The organism is Lysinibacillus phoenicis (genome assembly GCF_047238325.1).
Taxonomy (GTDB): domain Bacteria; phylum Bacillota; class Bacilli; order Bacillales_A; family Planococcaceae; genus Lysinibacillus; species Lysinibacillus irui.
Genome location: NZ_JBDFMP010000002.1, coordinates 969,586 through 990,821 on the forward strand (window position 1 = coordinate 969,586; position 21,236 = coordinate 990,821).

The 21,236-nt window shown below is 40.3% G+C and carries 20 protein-coding genes; 4 read left to right on the forward strand and 16 right to left on the reverse strand.

Going from position 1 to position 21,236, the window contains the following annotated elements; genetic code table 11:
• Positions 1-50: 50 nt before the first annotated feature.
• Together ABC382_RS06380 and ABC382_RS06385 are read left to right on the forward strand one after the other, a co-directional pair.
• Complete coding sequence (locus ABC382_RS06380) at positions 51-611, forward strand: AAA family ATPase (RefSeq protein ID WP_274797299.1); 561 nt, start codon at positions 51-53, stop codon at positions 609-611.
• A gap of 42 nt (positions 612-653) precedes the next feature.
• Positions 654-1,304, forward strand: coding sequence for an HAD family hydrolase (locus tag ABC382_RS06385; RefSeq protein WP_274797298.1), 651 nt, complete (start codon positions 654-656; stop codon positions 1,302-1,304).
• A gap of 104 nt (positions 1,305-1,408) precedes the next feature.
• On the opposite strand, the gene ABC382_RS06390 is transcribed toward ABC382_RS06385, so the two are convergent.
• From ABC382_RS06390 to ABC382_RS06405, 4 genes are all read right to left on the reverse strand, one after another.
• Positions 1,409-2,959 carry a hydantoinase/oxoprolinase N-terminal domain-containing protein gene (locus ABC382_RS06390; protein ID WP_312507040.1) on the reverse strand — a complete coding sequence of 517 codons (1,551 nt, stop codon included), beginning with the start codon at positions 2,957-2,959 and terminating at the stop codon, positions 1,409-1,411.
• A complete protein-coding gene (locus tag ABC382_RS06395) occupies positions 2,952-4,055 on the reverse strand; it encodes an S-methyl thiohydantoin desulfurase family protein (protein ID WP_412926667.1) in 1,104 nt (367 codons plus the stop codon). Before ABC382_RS06395 ends, ABC382_RS06390 begins: the two co-directional genes overlap by 8 nt.
• The gene (locus ABC382_RS06400) at positions 4,052-5,320 is read right to left on the reverse strand and encodes a cytosine permease (RefSeq protein ID WP_341385963.1); all 1,269 of its coding nucleotides are present in this window, start codon (positions 5,318-5,320) and stop codon (positions 4,052-4,054) included. Before ABC382_RS06400 ends, ABC382_RS06395 begins: the two co-directional genes overlap by 4 nt.
• A gap of 132 nt (positions 5,321-5,452) precedes the next feature.
• Entirely contained in the window at positions 5,453-7,045 is a 1,593-nt protein-coding gene (locus ABC382_RS06405; RefSeq protein ID WP_312507037.1) for a PucR family transcriptional regulator, read from the reverse strand.
• A gap of 151 nt (positions 7,046-7,196) precedes the next feature.
• On the opposite strand from ABC382_RS06405, the gene ABC382_RS06410 reads away from it, so the two are divergent.
• On the forward strand, positions 7,197-8,051 hold the full coding sequence (locus ABC382_RS06410; RefSeq protein WP_412926668.1) for a pentapeptide repeat-containing protein: 855 nt from the start codon (positions 7,197-7,199) through the stop codon (positions 8,049-8,051).
• A 38-nt stretch (positions 8,052-8,089) separates the two neighbouring features.
• Here the strand turns inward: ABC382_RS06410 and ABC382_RS06415 are convergent, their stop codons facing one another.
• From ABC382_RS06415 to ABC382_RS06465, 11 genes are all read right to left on the reverse strand, one after another.
• Positions 8,090-9,805 carry an FTR1 family protein gene (locus ABC382_RS06415; RefSeq protein ID WP_274796706.1) on the reverse strand — a complete coding sequence of 572 codons (1,716 nt, stop codon included), beginning with the start codon at positions 9,803-9,805 and terminating at the stop codon, positions 8,090-8,092.
• On the reverse strand, positions 9,780-11,039 hold the full coding sequence (gene efeB / locus ABC382_RS06420) for an iron uptake transporter deferrochelatase/peroxidase subunit (protein ID WP_274796705.1): 1,260 nt from the start codon (positions 11,037-11,039) through the stop codon (positions 9,780-9,782). The genes ABC382_RS06415 and efeB overlap by 26 nt, the downstream gene beginning before the upstream one ends.
• A 6-nt stretch (positions 11,040-11,045) precedes the next feature.
• A complete protein-coding gene (gene efeO / locus ABC382_RS06425; protein WP_322611775.1) occupies positions 11,046-11,915 on the reverse strand; it encodes an iron uptake system protein EfeO in 870 nt (289 codons plus the stop codon).
• Between the two features lie 162 nt (positions 11,916-12,077).
• A complete protein-coding gene (locus tag ABC382_RS06430; protein ID WP_412926669.1) occupies positions 12,078-13,277 on the reverse strand; it encodes an MFS transporter in 1,200 nt (399 codons plus the stop codon).
• 11 nt (positions 13,278-13,288) lie between these two features.
• On the reverse strand, positions 13,289-13,708 hold the full coding sequence (locus ABC382_RS06435) for a MarR family winged helix-turn-helix transcriptional regulator (RefSeq protein WP_322611777.1): 420 nt from the start codon (positions 13,706-13,708) through the stop codon (positions 13,289-13,291).
• A gap of 175 nt (positions 13,709-13,883) precedes the next feature.
• Positions 13,884-14,006: a hypothetical protein gene (locus ABC382_RS06440; protein WP_412926670.1), complete on the reverse strand. Its 123-nt coding sequence runs from the start codon at positions 14,004-14,006 to the stop codon at positions 13,884-13,886.
• Between the two features lie 869 nt (positions 14,007-14,875).
• On the reverse strand, positions 14,876-15,817 hold the full coding sequence (locus tag ABC382_RS06445) for an NERD domain-containing protein (protein WP_412926671.1): 942 nt from the start codon (positions 15,815-15,817) through the stop codon (positions 14,876-14,878).
• Between the two features lie 157 nt (positions 15,818-15,974).
• A complete protein-coding gene (locus tag ABC382_RS06450; protein ID WP_274796696.1) occupies positions 15,975-16,982 on the reverse strand; it encodes a FecCD family ABC transporter permease in 1,008 nt (335 codons plus the stop codon).
• Complete coding sequence (locus ABC382_RS06455; RefSeq protein WP_274796695.1) at positions 16,975-17,976, reverse strand: FecCD family ABC transporter permease; 1,002 nt, start codon at positions 17,974-17,976, stop codon at positions 16,975-16,977. The genes ABC382_RS06450 and ABC382_RS06455 overlap by 8 nt, the downstream gene beginning before the upstream one ends.
• Before the next feature lie 24 nt (positions 17,977-18,000).
• Positions 18,001-18,927, reverse strand: a complete 927-nt coding sequence (locus ABC382_RS06460; RefSeq protein ID WP_274796694.1) for an iron-hydroxamate ABC transporter substrate-binding protein — start codon at positions 18,925-18,927, stop codon at positions 18,001-18,003.
• Positions 18,928-18,940: 13 nt separating this feature from the next.
• Complete coding sequence (locus tag ABC382_RS06465; RefSeq protein ID WP_274796691.1) at positions 18,941-19,729, reverse strand: ABC transporter ATP-binding protein; 789 nt, start codon at positions 19,727-19,729, stop codon at positions 18,941-18,943.
• Between the two features lie 147 nt (positions 19,730-19,876).
• Between ABC382_RS06465 and ABC382_RS06470 the strand changes: the two genes are divergently transcribed.
• Positions 19,877-20,926 (forward strand): NAD(P)/FAD-dependent oxidoreductase, encoded by a 1,050-nt coding sequence (locus ABC382_RS06470; protein WP_274796690.1) that lies wholly within the window; start codon positions 19,877-19,879, stop codon positions 20,924-20,926.
• 51 nt (positions 20,927-20,977) lie between these two features.
• Here the strand turns inward: ABC382_RS06470 and ABC382_RS06475 are convergent, their stop codons facing one another.
• A complete protein-coding gene (locus ABC382_RS06475) occupies positions 20,978-21,223 on the reverse strand; it encodes a hypothetical protein (RefSeq protein ID WP_274796689.1) in 246 nt (81 codons plus the stop codon).
• Positions 21,224-21,236: the final 13 nt, after the last annotated feature.

The following is a 21,236-nucleotide window of genomic DNA, read 5'->3' on the forward strand; positions in this document are numbered from 1 at the left end:
TAAACATACTTAAAAAAATAACTTATGAAAACCGTTTACTGGAGGTAGTGATGAAACTTATTCTTATCTTTGGACCCCAAGCAGTGGGAAAGATGACTGTTGGGCAGGAATTGGCAAAAATTACTGATTTGAAGCTTTTTCATAATCATATGACGATTGATTTAGTTGGTCATTTTTTTGATTACAGCACGAAAGAAGGAAAAAGATTAGTCCATTTGTTTCGTCAGGAGATATTTGAAGAAGCCTCAAAAAGCGATATGTATGGCATGATTTTTACGTATGTTTGGGCATTTAATCTACAAGATGACTGGGATTATGTAAATCAAGTTTCCCAGTTGTTCGAATCCCGAGGTGGTACTGTCTACTATGTGGAGCTTGAGGCTGATCTTGAAGAACGACTTGAACGAAATAAAAGCGATAATCGACTGAAGCATAAGCCATCTAAAAGAGATATTGAATGGTCTGAAGCTGACTTAAAAAATTCAATGGATTCATACAGGTTGAATTCATTAGATGGTGAAATTCAGTATTCGAACTATATTAAAATAAACAATACAAAGTTGGATGCACAAGAAGTAGCCAAAATCATCAAACAAACGTTTCATTTCTAGTAAAGTTTAAGGGTGTGAAAACAGTTGAGAGGCTTTCAAGCGGTGCTATTTGATTTAGATGATACCTTACTGAATCGAGATCAGGCCGTCGATCATCTATTTTTCTTGATTTTAGATAGATTTTATCAGGATCTTCAGCATTCTGTAAAAAACGACATGTTAGAAAAATTTAAAGCATACGATAAAAAAGACTATGGCATTTCTGATAAAACAACTGTTTTACAATCGTTTTTTGATGAATTTCCACCAAGCTTTCGACTGCCCCACCATGACATGCAAGATTTTTGGAATGATCATTTTCCTCATTGTTTTTCGATCAACCCACAAACGTTGAAAATCATTCAAACAATTAAAATGCATGTAAAAGTTGGTATTATCACAAATGGCACAGTTCAAAGACAAAAAGCTAAAATCATAAATACACAGTTAAATAGTTGCTTTGATGACATCATCATTTCTGAAGAAGTGGGTTACAGCAAGCCAGACAAACGAATATTTGACTACGCCTTACATCAGCTTCATGTTCAGCCTGAAGTTACATTATTCGTTGGAGATGATATAGAAAAGGATATTGGAGGTTGTCAACGGGCTAACATCAAGGGTATTTGGTTCAATCCCCATCAATTCACAAATGAAACGGACATCAAACCATATGCTGAGATTCAATCGTTGGACCAATTACTAATGAGATAAAAAATAACAATAGGTAAGGCAAGAGGATCACTCCAACAGAGGATATTTTATTTCAACACGATGAAAGGAAGAGCCTTATTTACCTAAGACTCTTCCTTTTAACGTTATACCATTTTCCCTACTACTTTTACTTTTAGTCTTGTTGCATTTTCTGGATGGTAGGCTAGTGGCGTTTCTTCCACTTCTACTAGCTCAATCGTATCTGCAAGGGCCCCTGCTAACACGGCTTGTTTTACTGCTTTATTTTCGGCGTCCCTCAGTGATTCCTCACGAGGCTCTTTGGAATAAATATAAATTTGCTCATATTGGCCACTAATTTGTGCGATGGAGGCACCAATGGCATTCGCAACACCACCATTTTCATTTTTTACAATTTTGGAAACACCGCGAATGCTGTCAGGTACAATGATACTGCCACCACCGACTAAGACTAGTGATACATCCTCAGATGAGGTTTTCATTTTATCAATGGCTTGCTCCAATAACAAAGAAATTTCTTCTTGAACAGCTTTAGCAAATGCCTCATCAATATGAGCCACTAAATTACGATCGCCTACATTGGCTAAACCAAGACGTACAGCAATATCGGTTGTTGTCAAAGTGGAGCCTCCAAATACGAGTGCTTCTTCACTAATTTTATAGCCTACACTATCTGGTCCTACAGTAATTTTGTCGTCCTTCACCCGAACAATACTACCACCACCGAGTCCGACCGAAATAATATCTGGCATTCTAAAGTTCGTACGGATGTCCCCTACTTCCACGGCAACGGACGATTCACGCGGGAATCCATCCTGTAACACACCTATATCGGAAGTTGTTCCACCCACGTCCAACACCATTGTATTTTGAATTTGGGATAGATACGAAGCGCCCCGAATACTGTTTGTTGGCCCACATGCAATCGTCAGGATTGGGAATTGCTTCGCGTAATCTATCGACATTAACGTCCCATCATTCTGACATAAGTAAACATCCACGTTAAAAATACCTTCCGCTTGAAGTGCCTGAATAAAGCCCTGGGTTGTCGTTTCGATGACCTTACATAAAGCAGCATTGAGAATCGTTGCATTTTCACGTTCAATTAATCCAACCGAACCAATTAGGGATGAGCAGGAAATGGGGAAATCCTCTCCATAGGCTTCTTGAATCCATTGACGAACCTGTAATTCTTGGTCATTTTTAATTGAAGAAAAGACACCTACAATCGCAATCGATTCTACTTCATCCTGCCATTCTTTTAATAGCTTCTGAATTTCTTCCTGATCAAGTGCACTTAGTAATTGGCCATCGTATTCATAGCCACCATGAGCAATCGCATAATTACCTGATAATTTATCAATCATATCTGTTGGCCAAGCTGTGTAAGGTAGCACTGAGGCTGTTGCTGGATAGCCTAATCGAATGACGCCGACCTTCGCGAGCTTTTTACGTTCCACAATGGCATTTGTACATTGCGTTGTCCCTAACATCGCATGGGTAATTTTTGTTTTATCAATGTTGGCCCCTTGTAGTAATTGTTGCAAGGACTTTTCAATACCCGTTTTAATATCTAAACTTGTTGGTGATTTCACACTATAAATTAGCTGACTATTATGGTCTAAAAGGATCGCATCTGTGTTTGTTCCACCTACATCAATTCCAATTTTATACATGTTCTGCAACCTCCTTTTTCACCATTTCTTCAATTGGCACGTAATCGTAATCATAGCCAAAGTATTTTGGTCCAGCCGTTTCAATCCCTTTAGCGGTACGCCACTTTTCATGAGCTGGTAGGCCAATTACGCGCACTCGTTTGCCGTATTTTAGACTTTCTGTTGTCACAGGCAGCAATGTTTCATAATCAACCAGACAAATAAGATCTGGCGTCATCGCTACCACTTTATCATTCTTCTCTGCTAATAGATTTTCATTTTGGAAATGAACTTTCATTTGATCATTTTTATAATGAGCAATGCCTTCAAGATTCATTTTACCTAGGTTAAAGCCACCCTTTGTTTCACGAATAACATCTACAATTTTCCCTTGGAATAGCTCAAAGCCCTTCACAAGCTCTAAAAGATGTTGTAGTTTATCGTTTACCTCTTGATTTTTCGAGGCAATAATTTCACCGATTTTTTCTGAAAGTGTCACGATATGATGCACACCGCTTTGCTTGATTTGCGCACCCGTTGTTGGATACAAGCTTACTAATGAGCTAGCTCCCATTTCGACAGTTGCCGACCGTGCGATACGCTCTGTCCATTTATTATCAATCGTTTCAAAAATACCAATATTCCCTTTTTCATCTGTAATGGCCATAGGTGTTGCCGAAATCCCATCAAGGTTAAATGTCACCATTTGTAACTCAGGAAATGCACGACCCATTCCATCACAATCAATTAACGGTAACCCTAGCTGTGCGGCAACTACAATCGGAATCATCGAGTTGACCCCACCCGCTTCCATCGGGTATGTTCCAGCAATTTTTTCTTTACCCAAATACTGCGCAAGATTTTGGAAAACTTTTACAAATTCATCACCACGTGGAAATTTCTCTACTAACACAGATGGTGCACCCATCATAGCTGCTGGAATGAAAAAGTCATCGTCTGAAATTTCATCCACTGAATACAATTTTACAGGCCCATTTTTTTCGATGGCAGAAAGGGCCATTAGCTTCCCAATATAAGGATCTCCTCCTCCACCTGTTCCTAGAAATGCTGCCCCAATGGCAATATGTTCAATTGCTGCTTGATCTAAATATCTCATCTATGTTCCTCCAGTATGACAGTTTTTTGTACGGATACTCGATAGCCAATATAATAAATAAGGAAAGAAATAAGGATGCCGATCATCGGTTGGTTTGGTAATGGTGGCAATTCAGGGAATAAGGAGAAGACTACTGGCATACAGGCAATCACTGCGCCAACAAGCCAAGAAAACACCCCTAATCGATTCACACCTTCAACCTCATGCCAGCTATCTATCTTCCCTCGATGAATGACCCAATAAGAAGCAATCATCACACCTGCAACAGGTGGAATCATAGCTGATAAGATGGACATGATGGGTGTAAAATAATTTAAAATTCCTACCACGGCCAGTACCGTACCAATTGTTCCCGCGACACCAATCGCTAATCGTTCTTTGTTTTTAGCAATATCGAATACATTTATTAAAGCAATACCGCCTGAAATCGCATTTACCAAGTTGGTTTTCCATGTCGCTAAAATTAAACCAACCCCACCAATAAACGGTGTAGCGATATGCAGAAAGACAGCTGTAATATCACTTGTTTGGTAGGCAATGGTTAAAATAGCCCCTACTGCAATCATCAGCACACCTGCTGGAATAATCCCCAATGTAGCTGCTTTGACAACATCTGAACGTTTTTTGGAAAATTGTGAATAATCACCCGCTATGACGGCCCCTAAGGCAAACGATCCAATGGTAACGGCTAAACCATCCATAAAGCTCATATTGCCTTGTGGCTGATAATCACGTATGAGCTGAAGCTGATCGCCTGATAATGTTTGACCTAAACCGTAAAGACAAATGATTACGAGTAAAGGTACTGCAATATAGCTTAAAATACGCAACACTTTCATTCCATAAAGCGCTGAAACAACCATCACCATTCCACTTATGAATGAAGCAAGCGGAATCGGTATATTCACATGATAAATGGCTAACAAATTGGCTAAGGCGACCCCACAAACATTGGCCTGAATACCAAACCATCCTAAGCAGGCAATGGCTAAAATGATGGACAAGATTGTTCGAGAGCCTTTTTTACCAAACACTTGCCCAGCAACATGGACAGTTGGTTTTCCTAAATCACTGCTTTGCATTCCTTGTAAAACCATAATGAACACGACAATTGCGTAGCCTACAAAAGCAACCGCAAGTGCCTTTGATAAACTCATATTGGTAATGAGTGCGTTACCTACTAATAAACTGGGAATACAAATCATGGCGCCAGCCCAAATAATACCCAAGCTATACCAAGACTGACTTTTATTATTATTTTGCATGTGACTCCCTCCTTCTACTTAGGTGGTGGATTAATGTTTTTTATTATAAAAGAAAGGAAGGCGTCACGTCTTTTGCGTAAATGAAAAAAATAATCTGAAATTTTGTTCAAATTGACAAAATTTCAGATTATTCTAATCATTAATCAAGCGATACAGCATACAAGCCATATACACATCGTAAAATTCTGAGTACACTGTCACATCTGTGCCAATCTGCTCACTAATTTTTTTAATACGATATTTCACTGTATTTTTATGAATATAAAGGAGCTCCGCACAGCGCTCCACACTAGCATTCGCATCCAATAAAAAGGTAATCAATGTTTGCAAGGAATCACGCTCCCGCAAAATGGGTTCTATGACAGACAGATGTTCTTCAATGATTTCTTCTCCCTGCCTACTAACATCTATAGCCCTTTTCATCGAACGTACCTCTGCTGCTGTAAACAACGTTCGCATGGGATAAATGGTATGCGCCTTAGCCCCTACCTGATTAACCAATTGATACATTTGGCGCACAGACTTTGTATTTTTCATTTTAGGTGCATAAACGATTTCCGCAATTTGATCATCAAAATTGGTGGTTTCACAATATTCGACTGCAATGTCAAACTCATGGTGCTTATAAAGACAATTCCCTAACAGCACAATAACACATTGATCCATGCACTGTATTACTCTTGTTTGGTAATATGTTGACAGTTGCTCATCTAATTCATCTCGAATTCTTTTTTCATCGGCAAGATCATGCATGTACACTAACCACATCATCTGAATGGCAGAAACATCAATATGAAGGAGATTTGCTAATCTTCTCATTTTCTCACTTTCATCATTGATAATAGCTTTGACTAAGGCATATTCACTTACCTCATCATGCTTATCCCCCCATAAATTAATCGCAACTTGCACCACTTCACTTACTTTATCAATCGTTTTAGTTGGCAGTTTTGTATTTTCTTTTATCAGAAATAGATAAAGAGGCTCGCCATTTTTTTGGTGTACTTTTTTATATTCAACAACACAGGAGACAGTACTTCGTTGGAACTCGAATGTTCCTGCTTCTCGATGGAAATTCGATTGGCTACATTCCGCAATGACCTTCGCCACATCTAATGTTGAATTTCGTGGCCACATCACTTGGTTCACAATATCAAAATGACTATTCGTTAGCAGAATATTGGCTTTCAAACGATCCGAAAGCATTTTTAACGTAATTTCTACACTTCTTAAATGCTCTGGCAGTAAGGATACCTTTTCTAACGTCTCTTTGACAAAATGATCATTGACTCCTTGATGACTAATAATGGCTTCCATAACCTCATAAATAACTTCATTATAGCGCAGGGAATAATCATTTCTTGGCATACAGATGATAATAAAGCCCTGTGATTCTGCTAGTGTCAGAACCTCCTCTGGAATATCAGGCAACACAATCCCTACATAATATAAAATAAGACCTAGCTCGCCTAAATCATGTAAATGCTGAATCGTTTCACATTGCTGTTCCACACTATCTCGAATGGAATAAAATGAGCTAATAACAAGCTCCTCTGCATACCATTCCTCTTGTACACGGTTAATAATTCTGGAATAAAAATCAACATTCGATACTTCTAACACGGATAAAGAAGATACAGTACGATGAAGATTATCTCGACCCGTTAAAACCTCTGCCCCTCGAAAGGATGGCAAATGTAATAATTCATTGACCGTTACCCCCATGTTCAACCACCACTTTTCTCTACAACATCTTTTGAAGAAGAATACCATATCCCCTATAATCTTTCAAAAACCATTTTCTCTCTTGTTCAACTTCAAGTGTGTAAGTGATAAAATAAAAACTAAGTTTAGAAGGTAAGAGAGGAATTTAACCATGTCAAATCTGACAAATAGAGATTCATCAGTGGGCATAAACATCCGCGAGAGCTTACAGGCTGATTGTCAAAGCTGTTTTGGCTTATGCTGTACGGCTTTAAATATTGTTGCTTCAAGTGAATTTGCGATCAATAAACCAGCAGGCTCACCATGCCCCAATTTGCAGGATAATTATAGCTGTCACATTCATAGTGAACTAAGAGAAACAGGCTTCAAAGGCTGTACGGTTTTTGATTGCTTAGGTGCAGGACAGCAGGTTTCACAAGTCACGTTTCAGGGGCAAGATTGGCGACAATCCCGTGAGCATGCTGACAAGATGTTTCGAGTATTTCCAATGATGGAACAGCTTTACGAAATGATTGCGTATGTGGCAGAGGCATTATCCTATCCAGTGAATAACGACCTTTACGAGCAGCTTCTAGCTCAATTGGAATTGCTCCAACAAACAACAGAATTAGATGCAGATGCCTTATTAGCACTGGATATGGTAGCTATACGTGTGCCTGTCAATGCACTATTGCTCAAAACAAGCGAACAAATTCGTCTACATAGCCTAAAGGGGAAAGCTTCTAAACAATTGAATCAGCGTGGGGCTGATTGGATGGGCAAAAATTTAAAGGGCAAAGATTTACGTGGAACGGACCTTCGAGGTGGCTATTTAATTGCGGCCAATTTACAAGATGCTAATTTACGAGAGGTAGATTTCATCGGAGCTGATTTGCGGGATGCCAATTTGCGCGGTGCAGACCTGTCGACAAGTATGTTTTTAACCCAAATGCAAATCAATGCAGCACAGGGTGATCGCTACACGAAATTACCTTCCTATATAAAGCGACCTGCCCATTGGCAATAAAAAAGGTAGATGACGTTTTCAGTCATCTACCTTTCTCTTTAAGCTTGTTTCTTTTTATAGATGACAGTAGCTGCCACTAACACTAGTAAAATAGCTTGACCAATCATTGTTTCCACAGTTGGATAGAAGCCAATCAAGCTCATAACCGGTAAGCGATCGACAATTGTTGAAGACAAATGATCAGTGAGCTGCAATGTATGCAGGCTAACACCAATAATTTTAAAGGCTAATACGTAAATTAAAATGGTCGCTACCGCAAAGAATTTATGAACTGGAATTTTGCCACTTGCTTTAAACAAGACAATGGCAAGTACTGCAAGAATCAGCAGTGCTACGACAATCCCGAGGATAAATTGTGAGGTCTCCATTTTCGGGGCAATACCCGCATAAAAGACAAGTGTTTCCGCCCCTTCACGAAAGACTGACAAGAAGCTGATTGCAGCCATTGCCACAATAGAGCCACTGGAAATAGCCTGACCCATTTGCTTCGAAATATAGCGATTCCAACTGACCACATTGGATTTACTATGCAGCCAAATGCCGACACCAATCATCATGGCAGCCGCTAATAAGCCGACATAGCCTTCCATTAATTCTCGATTCGTATCAATCGTAGCTGAATTTAAAATGGTCGACATAAGAATAGCTGCGACGGCTGATAAAAACACACCGACAAATGCACCAACATAAATCCATTTTCGCATCTTCTTCTGACCTGATTTTTCAAGAAATGATACTAAGGCTAAAATAATAAGTAATGCCTCTAGTCCTTCACGTAGCAAAATTAATGCGGCGTCCCATATTGTATAATCGGAATCACCTTGGATGAGCTCGATTTCAGTACGGAATGTATCTAATTGCTTTGTCAGTGCTTCTTGATTTACAGTAGATTTTAATAAATCACTCGCAATAATAGGCATATCACTTTCAATTTTCGTATAAAGACTGCCATTTCGTGTGGAGATTTCAATTTCTACACTTGGCCATATCGTAATAAACTCACGCACTTTATTTGAAGCCGACTGATAATCACCAGCATCAATGAAATCTTGAGCCTCGTCAATATAGGCAATCAATGTAGCTAACGAATAGTCACCTTCTACTACTTCAGCTGTTTCCTTTCCTGCCACAAAATCCTCAATCGTTTTTTGTAAATCGGCAAATTGAGTTTTCATTAGCGCTATATCTGGTTCCTCAGCGGAAATAGAAATACGAAGAAATGCCATTTGTGTTTCGATTTGTCCATACATCGCAATACTTTGCTCCCGCACAGGTCGCTCATTTTTATTCCATTTACTATTAAAATCTTTATAAGCTTCTTCAATGGCCTGACGATCTCCGCTTGCCAAAGCCTGTTCAAAGTCTGCCATAATTGGCTTAAATTTTTGTCCAAACTCTGTTCGCTGTGCAGCTTCATCAACAGGATTTTCAAGCTTTTCTAAGTCACGTAACGCATTCGATAGAGCCGACAGCGCCTGTAAACGTTGTTCCTTGGAAGTGGCATTCGTGGCCTGTTGAAGAATTTTATCGACTTTGGCTTTTGCCTCTGTTTGTTCTGAAGAAACGTTAGCCCAGTCCGTAGCAAATTGTTCAAGAGCTTGCTTGGCCTCCGTCTCTTTATCCTGCTTTGTATTCATCAGTGCATCACTGATCGCAATATATAAATGACTATAAGATTGCGCAGCTTGCACAGGCAAAGCTAAAGTCAGGATGAAGGCGATGACCATACTACAGCGCATTAAAAAGTGCTTCACCTAAATAACTCCCCTTTTGTACACCAGGGAAGCAAGCAAACACGGCACTGCCTCGATGGGTAATGTACTCATTCATTTTATCCATTCGCCCTAAGCTATTTTGGATTGTTGTAAATTGGGCTGGGTCCTTTTGAAAGGAGATAAAGATAAGCCCTGCATCATGGGTTCCTGTATTTGACATAACACCTGATGCATATGAATAGGAACGACGTAAAATACGCGCACCTGATTTCCGTGCCAAATGGACATGTGATGTATCAGGCATAATATAGTTCCCTTTCTCATCCTTAGCCTCTACATCAAAATCATCAAATTCCTTTGTTTTGCCAAAGGGTGCCCCACTGTCACGGTAACGTCCAAAGGTTGCTTCTTGATCTTTCAATGATGTGCGATCCCATGTTTCAAGATGCATTTGAACTTTACGCGCAATTAAATAAGAGCCGCCTTTCAGCCAGCCTTTATCCACCCATACAACCTTATTTAAATCTTTCTCATCCGTAATCGCTGGATTCACGGTGCCGTCCTTGAAGGCAAAGAGATTTCGCGGTGTTCCTCCACCAGCAGGAAACGAGTTAAAGCCAGCCTGAGACCATTTAATTTCTACTTTACCAGATGCAGCTCGCACTAAATTTCGTACAGCATGGAAAGCCACCTGCGGATCATCTGCACATGCTTGAATACACAAATCACCGCCTGTATATTCCTTCTGTAGCTGATCTTTCGGGAAATGTGGTAAATCTTTAAGTTCTGCCGGTTTTAAATGCTGCATGCCAAGCTTATCGAAGAGCGATGGACCAACACCAATCGTAATAGATAAATTAGCCGCATCTAAGCCCTCTGCCTCTCCTGTATCACCAGTTGGCACTCTTGTATTCGTCGATACATCCACCATTAATTCACCGTTCATTAAACGAACAACAAGAGGTGTCCACTGCTGGAACAACTCTTGTAGCTCTTTCTTCGTTGTCACTAAAACATCCAAAGAAGCAAAATAAATATTCTTTTGCACAGGTGTCACAATACCTGACTGATGCTTGCCATAAAAATTGACCTTATTGCTAGCTGTCGTACTATCTTCTACCGTTTCAAAGACATTATAGCCCATTGCTTTCATGACACCGCCTAAGCCAGAAGCACCGATGGCAACACCTGCAACCCCAATGCCTGTCAGCTTCAGCATATCACGTCTAGAAATTTTCTTATTGATCCATTTTTCATCGTTTGATGTTGTCATTTATGTTCACTCCAAAATGATCCCCATTTGACTTAATGGTTCTCCAAGCTGATTAACAGCTGCCGCAAGTGCTTTTGTGTTGTCCTCTGTTAATTCCTCGAATGACACATAGCCACCATTAGCCGTTGCATGCTGTGCTAATAAATCGTCCACTGCCTTAAATTTTTCATCAAGTGTGGCCACTAATTTTTCATCTTTTGCTTCTAATTTTGAGCGTAGAATATCAAAGATTTTTTCTGCCCCTTCAATATTCGCTTTAAAATCATAAAGGTCTGTATGGGAATAAATTTCTTCCTCACCTGTAATTTTAGATGTCGATACTTCATTTAATAAGTCTACTGCACCTGTTATCATTAAATCCGGCGTCACTTCAACTGTTTGCACAAGAGCGTGCAATTCCTTCGCATCTGCAAGTAGCTGATCTGCTACAGCTTCATAGCCTTTTGTTGTATTTTCTTCCCATAATGCATACTCAAGCTTATGGTAGCCAGACCATTCTTCCTCGCCCTTGCCTTCGTCTTTGATATCTGCTAAACGTCCATCAATACGTGGATCTAGGTCTCCAAAGCTTTCTGCGATTGGCTCAGAGCGCTCAAAGTACATACGTGCTGGTGCATACGCTGCTTTTGCGCCTTCAATATCGCCAGCCTTGAATAAGTTCACAAATTTCTCTGTTTCTAGTAAAAATTGATCCATTTGCTCTAACGCAAATTGTTGATAGGCAGTTAGTTCATTAGTTAAATCGACTGCTTGTGTCGCTTGCTCTGACTGCTCTGTTGCCGGCTTGTCCTCTTTTTTTACTTCTTCTGTATCGCCACAGCCAGCCATTAGAATGCCTCCTGCTACTAAAACTGACAATAATGATTTATTTTTCATCCTTCGTTCCTACTTCCGAATTAGTTTTATATTGTGATGATAATGATTATCATCCTCCATTGCAATATATTTTTTTTGAAAAAGAAAAAAACGTCATTTTTCAGTTGATCTACACAACCAACTAGAAAAAAGACGTTTTTTCTACAATATAATGATTCTAATCTACGAAATATTCGCTTGTTTGATTTTCTCATGTTTCCCATGTAAGAAATAATAAAGCACAATCGATACTAAAATGACAAATACCATTGAAAAGAAAATGGCGCTATAGCCCATAGAGGGAACAAATAATCCTAAGAAATAAGGCCCGACGCCTAAACCGAAATCGTAAAATATAAAATAAGTCGAAGTAGCAAGTCCTAAACGCTCATTAGGTGTTACTTTGATCGCAATGGCCTGTGCAACGGAGTTGAAGTTACCATAACCAATACCAATACATGCAGCAGCAATTAAAAGAGCCATCGTAGTCGTCGCTGAGCTAAAAGCATACATACCGATAGCAAAAATAACTAAGCATGGGTAAATAATGATATTGGCTCCTCTTGTATCAAGTAGTTTTCCTGTAAATGGACGTGTAGCCAAAATCACAATGGCATAAATAATAAAGAAATAACTACCGGCTGATACAAGATTTAACTCTTTAGCATAAAAGGTCATAAAGGACATAACACCTGAATAGGCAAAGCCAATCACAAGTGCAACAAAGGCGATAGGCACAGCACGCATCTCAATAAAGTTTGTCACCTTAAAGCCAGCCTTCACAGCTGAATCCTTCACTTTCTTCGGTGCATCTGGCACTGTCACGATAAAATACATAAAAAAGCAAATAATAGCTAAAACGGAATCCACGGCAAAAATCATACGATAATCTTTAAAAAGCTGTGTTAATAAAATACCAATAAATGGTCCAATAGCTGTAGCTAAAATCGCACTTAAGCTATAATAACCAATCCCTTCACCACGTCGCTCAGGTGGTAAAATTTGCGCAATAATCGTCCCTGTTGCTGTACTAGCGATACCAAGGGCAATCCCCTGCACTAGACGATTTAACATCAGCAATGGCAAATTACCTGCTATAAAGTAAGACATCGTGGACAACATAAATAATAGTAATCCACAAAATAATGTTTTTTTACTACCCCAATCACCAATAATACGTCCTGTACCAAGACGTCCTATCAGTGTCCCGATAATAAAAATACTCGAAACAAGCCCTGCTGTACTTGTCGAAGCATTAAAATGCTCCACAGCATAAGCCGCAATCGTAACCATTAATAAATAAAAGATTAACGTAATGGTAAAATTAATAAGTGAGACAATTAAAAAATCCTTTGTCCATAGTTTCTTTCTGGTTGCTTCCACGTTACTCTCTCCTATTGATTGATATTCATACAAATTCTTGCTAAAACCTTGGTCGCAATTTCAATCTCTTGCTCTGGCACACCTGCTAGGGCCTGCTCAAAAAACGGACTCAAATGCAACTTAATCTCCTGCACCAGCTCATCACCATGCGCCGATAAATGGACAAGCTTCTCACGCTTATCCTTGCCCGCTACTGTCTCCACATAGCCTAACTCCACAAGCTTATGCACAAGCTTCGTCACACTCGGCTTCTCGATCGACATAAAAGTAGCGATATCTACAAATGAATGTGGACCTCTATCTTTCAAAAAACGCAGTACAGCCCACTGCGAACTATATAACTGATAAGGCTCAAGCTGCACATTCAGCTGATTAATAAAAGGCCTATACATTAAACGATACTGATTAAAAAACTCCTGCTCAATCGTCACAACATCACTTCCTTTTAAATTAGTTAGCCTAGCTAACTATATACCTAAAAACTCTATTTGTCTAGTAGGAAATAAGCGAAACGTCGCTCTTGGGGTATGTGCTATTAGCCTGGGATGTGTGGTTTTGAGAGAGGTATCCTTCACTTTTATTGCTCTATCCTTCACTTTCAGCATCCTATCCTCTCACTTCTCTCTGCCTATCCGCCACTTTCTCCGCTCTATCCACCACTTCGCGCGGTCTATCCGCTACTTTTAACTCTCTATCCTTCACTTTTTTCCTTCTATCCAGCTGCTTCATGCGTATCCTCCACTTTCCCCGCTCTATCCTTCACTTCGTGCGGTCTATCCCCTACTTTCTCCTTCTTATCCGTCACTTTTTTCCTTCTATCCACCTGCTTCATGCGTATCCCCCACTTTCTCTGCTCTATCCACCACTTCGCGCGTTCTATCCGCTACTTTCTCAACCTTATCCGTCACTTTCAGCTTTCTATCCACCCACTTCACGCGTATTCCCCACTTTCTCCGCTCTATCCTTCACTTCGCGCGTTCTATCCACCTGCTTCATGCGTATCCTCCACTTTCCCCGCTCTATCCACCACTTCGCGCGGTCTATCCGCTACTTTCTCCTTCTTATCCGTCACTTTGAGCATCCTATCCACCCACTTCACGCGTATCCTCCACTTTCTCCGCTCCATCCACCACTTCGCGCGGTCTATCCGCTACTTTCTCCTTCTTATCCGTCACTTTCAGCTTTCTATCCACCCACTTCACGCGTATCCTCCACTTCCCCCGCTCTATCCGCTACTTTCTCCTTCTTATCCGCCACTTTTTGCTTTCTATCCACCCACTTCACGCGTATCCTCCACTTCCCCCGCTCTATCCTTCACTTCGCGTGTTCTATCCGCTACTTTCTCAACCTTATCCGTCACTTTCAGCATTCTATCCACCCACTTCACGCGTATCCGCCACTTTCTCCGCTCTATCCTTCACTTCGCGCGTTCTATCCGCTACTTTCTCAACCTTATCCGTCACTTTCAGCATTCTATCCACCTACTTCATGCGTATCCTCCACTTTCTCCGCTCTCTAGCAACCTATTTCAAGCGCCATTCCCCTCTACAACACCAAAAGCTACAATTCAGACCGCTTGAATTGTAGCTCTTAGCTCTCTATTCCATAATCCAATATTTTCGATGCTTTTTGACACCCTCCGCTTTCAATGGGAGTTGTTGCAACAACTTGTATGCAAGGTTGGGGGATGCAATGGCAAAGAATTCCCGAAAACTTCGATTGGTCAGCTGCTGCCCGACTAGTAACCTGTAGTCCTCTAATGTTCGAACCAATGCATCATCGTCCACCAATCCACAGCGTGGGCATGTCCATTTTTTATAGTGATACGATAATCGCTGACCATTAACACATTGTGGACATAACACACCTTTCGTCATTTCCTTGAGCGGTACCTCTACCTCTTTTTTCAACTTTGTTTGCAGGGATAATAAAAGGTTGGCGAATCGCAAAAGGTCTACTCTTACTCTAGGTTGATGCCGCTCCATCCATTTTTGTAAATTAAATCGTAACCCTGCCACATGAAAGATAGGCAGCCCCTCAAATCCCTTTGTCAAAATACCATTTCTCGTTGCCAATACCACCGCATGCAAAACTGGTAAATCAATCCGTTCCTTCTGTACTAGTTTTTTCATCCATACTACATGCCGTTCCAGCTGAAGAAATGGATCCGTCATGCCTTCGACTGTACCATCTGCGGTCGTACGTGTTAATTGAGCGAATGAAGCATCGTATGAAAGTTTGCCTGTAATATTTTTGATTTCTAGGATGAGGACAAAGTGAGGACAGAGAAAGATGGTGTCCATTTGATGGGTAGAACCAAAGTCATTCATTGTTTGAAAGTCATGGAGAAAATAGTGGGGGGATGGTAAGTCTAGTTCAAGCCATTTTGCATCAACGAGCTGTTCACCAGCGAATCCTACCTGTAGACGCCTTAAATGCTCACAATAAAACGTATATTCACTATGGGATACAGGAAGTCTTTGTATAAGTGCCTCTAGCATCTTTTGCGTCTCTGATGTTTGACGTGCTAATAAAATCATCTAATCACCTCCTGCCATGATTATATAAAAAAAGAACCTCAACGAATGAGGTTCCTAAAAACTTGTTATATAGAATGTTTAAAATAAATATTTCCCTATTTTCGCTAGAACAAAAGTCTTTTCTTTCGAGCATCACTTAATTTTGATTCATACTTTTCTAGACATTCTTCCGCAATAAATATAAGAAATAAGGTGCACCAATAAATGCCACGACAATACCAGCAGGGACAGTTGCGCTGGCGATGGCAACACGTCCAATCGTATCAGCCAGCATAAGCAAGCTCGCTCCAATAAGTAATGTTAGTGGTAAAAAGAATTGATAGCGTGGGCCAACGAGTTGTTTGGCAATATGGGGGGCCATCAAACCAATGAAGGCTACACCACCTGTTATCGATACCGCAGCAGCCGCTAACGCAACCGCGACAATTAATAATCGCAAACGTTCTCGCCCTATATTCATGCCGAGGCCTACCGCTGTTTGCTCTGTCATAGCCAAGACATTCAAGACATTGGCCTTGTAAAAAATATAAGGAATACCTAGCACAAGCCAAGGTACTAATGCCCAGAAAAATGGCCAATCCGTGCCCCATACATTACCGGCTAGCCATTGTGCAATAAATTGTACATCACTACGCTCGGCTGAGGAGATTAATACCATCATGACTCCTGATAGAGCTGAAGCGACCCCTACCCCCACTAAAATAAACTGCACGGGATGCACACCCTTATTGCGCTGATAGGAGAAAAAGTAAATCGATAGGGCTGTTAATAAGGCACTGCAAAAGCCTACAGCAGGTAAGACATAAGCAAAGTGAGGGAGATCCCCCTTCACTAATAAATAAAATATAGTAATCCCAACTCCTGCACCCGCACTAATCCCAATCATTCCTGGATCCGCTAAATCATTGCGAGTAACGCCCTGCAACACAGCGCCTGCTAAAGCTAACGCCATGCCTGCAGCAGCTAGCACAAACATTCTTGGTAAGCGGACCGAAAATAGCACGAAGGACTCTTTAAAACTTCCATCGCCGAGCAAGGTTGGAATAATACGATCAATGGATACAGAAGCAGCACCTAATGATATGCCCATAACAAAAATAAACAGAGTAACAATCAGCCAAAGGATTAACCATTTGCGCTGTTTTTTACGACCGTCTTTAAACAAATTGGCGTCCTCCCTTCCGCACTAAAAGTAGGAAGAATGGTAGACCAATAATTGAAATAATCGCCACAACTGGTGTTTCATATGGTGCGTTAATCATACGCCCTGCAAAATCAGCTGTCACCATAAACCAGCCGCCAACAATAGCGCTCATCGGTAAGACAAAACGATAGTCGGTTCCTACAAATGCACGAACCATATGCGGCACCATTAAGCCAACAAATGCTAGATTCCCAACGAGTGCCACCGCTGAGCCTGCAAGTATGACCACTACAAACATCATTATACCTTTAATCATCGTTGTATTTTGCCCAACGCCCACTGCTACCTCTTCATTTAAACTTAAAATCGTTAATTGGCGACTAAAAGCAAACGCTAGCAGTAAACCAATCACAATGACAGGTACGATTAATAATGCCTGCCATGTTGTGCCAATGAATCCGCCACTTGTCCACATGGATACATCCTTGGAAATTTGAAATAAAATGCCTGTCCCTTCAGCGATTGCTTGTAATAATGCCGTTACAGCCGCGCCCGCTAGCACAAGCTTCAATGGTGAAAAGCCTTTTTTAGTAGAAGCACCCACCCCATAAACTATCATCATGCCAATTCCAGCTCCAACAAAGCAGGCTAAAATTAACGTATAATATGAGAATTTCGGAATAAATGCCATCGTTAAGGCAAGGGCAGCATTGGCCCCTGCCGTTAAACCAAGCAGCCCTGGATCAGCTAATGGATTTCGTGTAACCCCTTGCATAATTGCTCCAGCGACAGCGAGTGCACTACCAACAAAAATAGCTGCAATGATACGAGGAAAGCGAATTTCTCGTAAAATCGTGTAATGTTTACCACCACTTTGTCCGACAATTGCTTGAAAGACATCTTGAATACTCGTATTCGCTGCCCCTAAGCACAACGAGATACCGGCCGTACCAAATAATACGGTCAAAGCAAGCAATACCTGAAGCCAAAATGGAAGCTTTCGAAACTTTGTCATTTGCCTTCGCTACTCTCTACTCAATTATTGTAAAAATTTCTCTTCAAAGAACTTTAACTGATACTCTAATGTAATAGGATCATTGAAGTAAAAGGCATTGGCATTCACTTCAAATAATTGACCATTTTTCACTGCTTCTAAATCTTTAAACCACGCAGCATCAGTGAAGGAATTATCTTGATCTTGGAACATACTAAAGATGACATAGTCCCCTGCATAGTCCCCTAATACTTCTTGAGAAATCGCATAGTAGCCTGGCTCTAGAGCAGTTTCTTTTACTTTTTCAGGCATCTTTAAGCCCATTTCTTGATAAAGGATTTCTGTTCCACGACCCCAATTATCACCGTAAATATAAAACTGTTTATTAAAGTTTTCTGCCACTGTGACAGTTGCATCTTCACCGATTTTTTCTTTAATTTTTTTACCAGTTTCAGACGCACGTGCTTTAAAATCTTCTACCCATGCCGTTGCTTCTTTTTCTTTATTTACAACTTTCCCTATTTCAATAAACTGTTGAAGATAATCTACTTTGCCATACGTAAATAACACTGTCGGCGCAATTTCTGATAGTTTATCAGCATTTTCAATTCCACTTAAGCCAATAATTAAATCAGGCTCTAGCTCAAGAATTTTTTCTATATCTGTATTTTCAACAACCACTGCATCTTTAATAGCATCTTCGAAGTTTGGATTTTTCGCTGCCCAAGCATCCACACCTACAACATTTACATCAAGCTGTAATAAATCCCCTACAAATGACGATAATACCACTACTCGTTTAGGATTTGCTGGTACTTCCACAGGACCTGTCTCTGATTGATAGGTAATTGTTTCTGCTGACGTTGCTTCTTTTGAGCCTTCATCTGCCTTCTCTGTTTTCTCTTCTTTATTGCCACACGCTGCAAGTACTAATACAAGCATCATGAACATAGGTAATAGCCACTTTTTCATTGTCCTTCTCCTTTTATACCGTTTGTAATAAGTCATATGTAATGCACATTGGTTTATTTGTTCGTGGATCCTTGCCAATGACCGCATCAATATTAAATACTTTTTTCAATACTTCTGGAACCATCACTTCTTCTGCAGTTCCGAATTTCACCAGCTCACCTTGTGAAAGCGCTACAATATAATCTGAAAAACGTGCCGCTTGATTTAAATCATGGAGGACCATGACAATGGTACGTCCTTGTTCTTCATTGAGCTTATATAGCAGCTCTAAAACCTCAAGCTGATGCGCCATATCTAAATAGGTTGTGGGTTCATCTAAAAAAATAATGTCAGTCTCCTGAGCTAATGCCATCGCAATCCACACACGCTGACGCTGTCCACCGGATAGAGCATCCACAGATTGTAAACGGAAGTCTGTTGTTTTGGTCACCTGTAGAGCCCAATCGATTACCTCTTTATCCTTTTGAGATAAATTCCCAAAGCCCTTTTGATAAGGAAATCGACCATAGGATACTAGCTCTTCCACTGTTAAACCATGTGCACTTTCCGGACTCTGTGGTAGAATTGCGAGCTCTTTAGCCAATTCTTTCGTTTTCATCTTGGAAATCGTTTGACCATCTAATATGACCTGCCCACTCTCATGCTTTAAAATACGCGTAATGGCCTTTAATAACGTTGATTTTCCACAACCGTTTGAACCAATAATCGTCGTAATTTTGCCATCTGGAATTTGCAATGATAAGTCATGCACAATGGTTTTGCTCTCATAACCAACACGTATCGAGTCAACTTCTAAACGCAAAACGGACCCTCACTTTCTTTTTACTTATTTCCATGCTATGATATTCATAGTTAAAAATGATAATCATTATCACTAGAATTAGTCTAGTTTTCCGATAAGATTTTGTCAATTACTTTTTTACTATTCATTAAGGATGTGGCAATAAAAATGCAACCTATATACGATGTGACAATTATTGGCGGAGGCCCTGCTGGCTTATATAGTGCCTTTTATAGTGGTTTACGTGGATTAAAAACAAAATTATTGGAAAGCCAACCACAGTTAGGTGGAAAAGTATTACTGTATCCTGAAAAGTTGATTTGGGATATTGGCGGACACCCTCCTGTGTTAGGCGAGCAGTTTGCTAAACAGTTAATCGAGCAAGCAAAAACGTTTGATCCTACGATTTTGACTAACACAAAGGTAGACTTTATTGAACGCCAGGATGATCTATTTATCATACATACAGCGACGGGTGAAAAGCATTATTCGAGAACAGTGCTGTTAGCTGTAGGAGGTGGCATTATCAATCCACAAAAGCTAACACTTGAAGGTGCTGAAAAATACGAAATGGCGAATTTACATTATACTGTACAATCCTATAAACGCTTTGTTGATAAGGATATCTTGATTTCAGGTGGTGGCAATGCGGCCATTGATTGGGCTGTTGAATTAAGCCCGATTGCCAAAAGTGTGACCGTTGTTTACCGTAAAGAGAAGTTATCTGCACATGAAGCAACTGTACAGGAAGCACTGGATGCTGGTGTACACATTGAGTGTAATACAACTATTACAAAGCTTACTGCCAATGCTAATAAAACGGCTATTCAATTAGTGACATGTGAAAACACGACAACTAAACAAAGCTATATTCGTCAAATCGATGAGGTGATCGTAAGCCACGGCTATAATTGTGAAGCATCCCTCACATTTGATGAGGCCATTGCTGTTCCTAAAAAGGATGATTATTATGTAGAAGGAAGAGCAACTGGAGAGACGGCACAGCCTGGCATTTTTGCAGCAGGAGATATTTTATCGTTTGAAGGAAAAATTAATTTACTACTTGGGACATTCCAGGATGCGGCTAATGCCGTTAACTCGATTAAGACTTATTTAGAGCCATCAGCCTATCGTCATGGTATGGTCTCCTCTCATAATGAGCTATTTAAAGAAAAAAATCGTTCTATTATTGAAAAGCAACTTGTCCAAGTCAATTAAACACTTTTATGTACCCTCTTAAGATCCTTCTCTTAAGAGGGTTTTTAGCTTTTATTTAAATAAACTTAGTAATGACCCCATCTGCCTTAACATATTGACTCCATTCGTAATCGTCCCAGCGTGCCCCATAATCGTATTTAAATGATCAGGCAAATTCCCTAATCTTAAACCTTGTGATTGTTGGTTAGGAGAATAGTAAGGTTGTTGTATGGATCTACCTCGAAAAGGTGGGCCAAAATATTGTCTATTGCTCGGCGGATATGATCCCCTTCTAGCATTTGGATGGAAATATGGCATTTATACACCCCCT

What these genes read in the sequence shown, in the direction of transcription:
- efeB (WP_274796705.1), bottom strand. Translation starts at nt 11,039, where the DNA reads ATGACAACATCAAACGATGAAAAATGGATCAATAAGAAAATTTCTAGA.
- ABC382_RS06410 (WP_412926668.1), top strand. Translation starts at nt 7,197, where the DNA reads ATGTCAAATCTGACAAATAGAGATTCATCAGTGGGCATAAACATCCGC.
- ABC382_RS06440 (WP_412926670.1), bottom strand. Translation starts at nt 14,006, where the DNA reads ATGAAGCAGCTGGATAGAAGGAAAAAAGTGAAGGATAGAGAGTTAAAA.
- ABC382_RS06475 (WP_274796689.1), bottom strand. Translation starts at nt 21,223, where the DNA reads ATGCCATATTTCCATCCAAATGCTAGAAGGGGATCATATCCGCCGAGC.
- ABC382_RS06460 (WP_274796694.1), bottom strand. Translation starts at nt 18,927, where the DNA reads ATGAAAAAGTGGCTATTACCTATGTTCATGATGCTTGTATTAGTACTT.
- ABC382_RS06405 (WP_312507037.1), bottom strand. Translation starts at nt 7,045, where the DNA reads ATGGGGGTAACGGTCAATGAATTATTACATTTGCCATCCTTTCGAGGG.
- efeO (WP_322611775.1), bottom strand. Translation starts at nt 11,915, where the DNA reads ATGAAAAATAAATCATTATTGTCAGTTTTAGTAGCAGGAGGCATTCTA.
- ABC382_RS06390 (WP_312507040.1), bottom strand. Translation starts at nt 2,959, where the DNA reads ATGTATAAAATTGGAATTGATGTAGGTGGAACAAACACAGATGCGATC.
- ABC382_RS06445 (WP_412926671.1), bottom strand. Translation starts at nt 15,817, where the DNA reads ATGATTTTATTAGCACGTCAAACATCAGAGACGCAAAAGATGCTAGAG.
- ABC382_RS06380 (WP_274797299.1), top strand. Translation starts at nt 51, where the DNA reads ATGAAACTTATTCTTATCTTTGGACCCCAAGCAGTGGGAAAGATGACT.
- ABC382_RS06470 (WP_274796690.1), top strand. Translation starts at nt 19,877, where the DNA reads ATGCAACCTATATACGATGTGACAATTATTGGCGGAGGCCCTGCTGGC.
- ABC382_RS06400 (WP_341385963.1), bottom strand. Translation starts at nt 5,320, where the DNA reads ATGCAAAATAATAATAAAAGTCAGTCTTGGTATAGCTTGGGTATTATT.
- ABC382_RS06395 (WP_412926667.1), bottom strand. Translation starts at nt 4,055, where the DNA reads ATGAGATATTTAGATCAAGCAGCAATTGAACATATTGCCATTGGGGCA.
- ABC382_RS06455 (WP_274796695.1), bottom strand. Translation starts at nt 17,976, where the DNA reads ATGACAAAGTTTCGAAAGCTTCCATTTTGGCTTCAGGTATTGCTTGCT.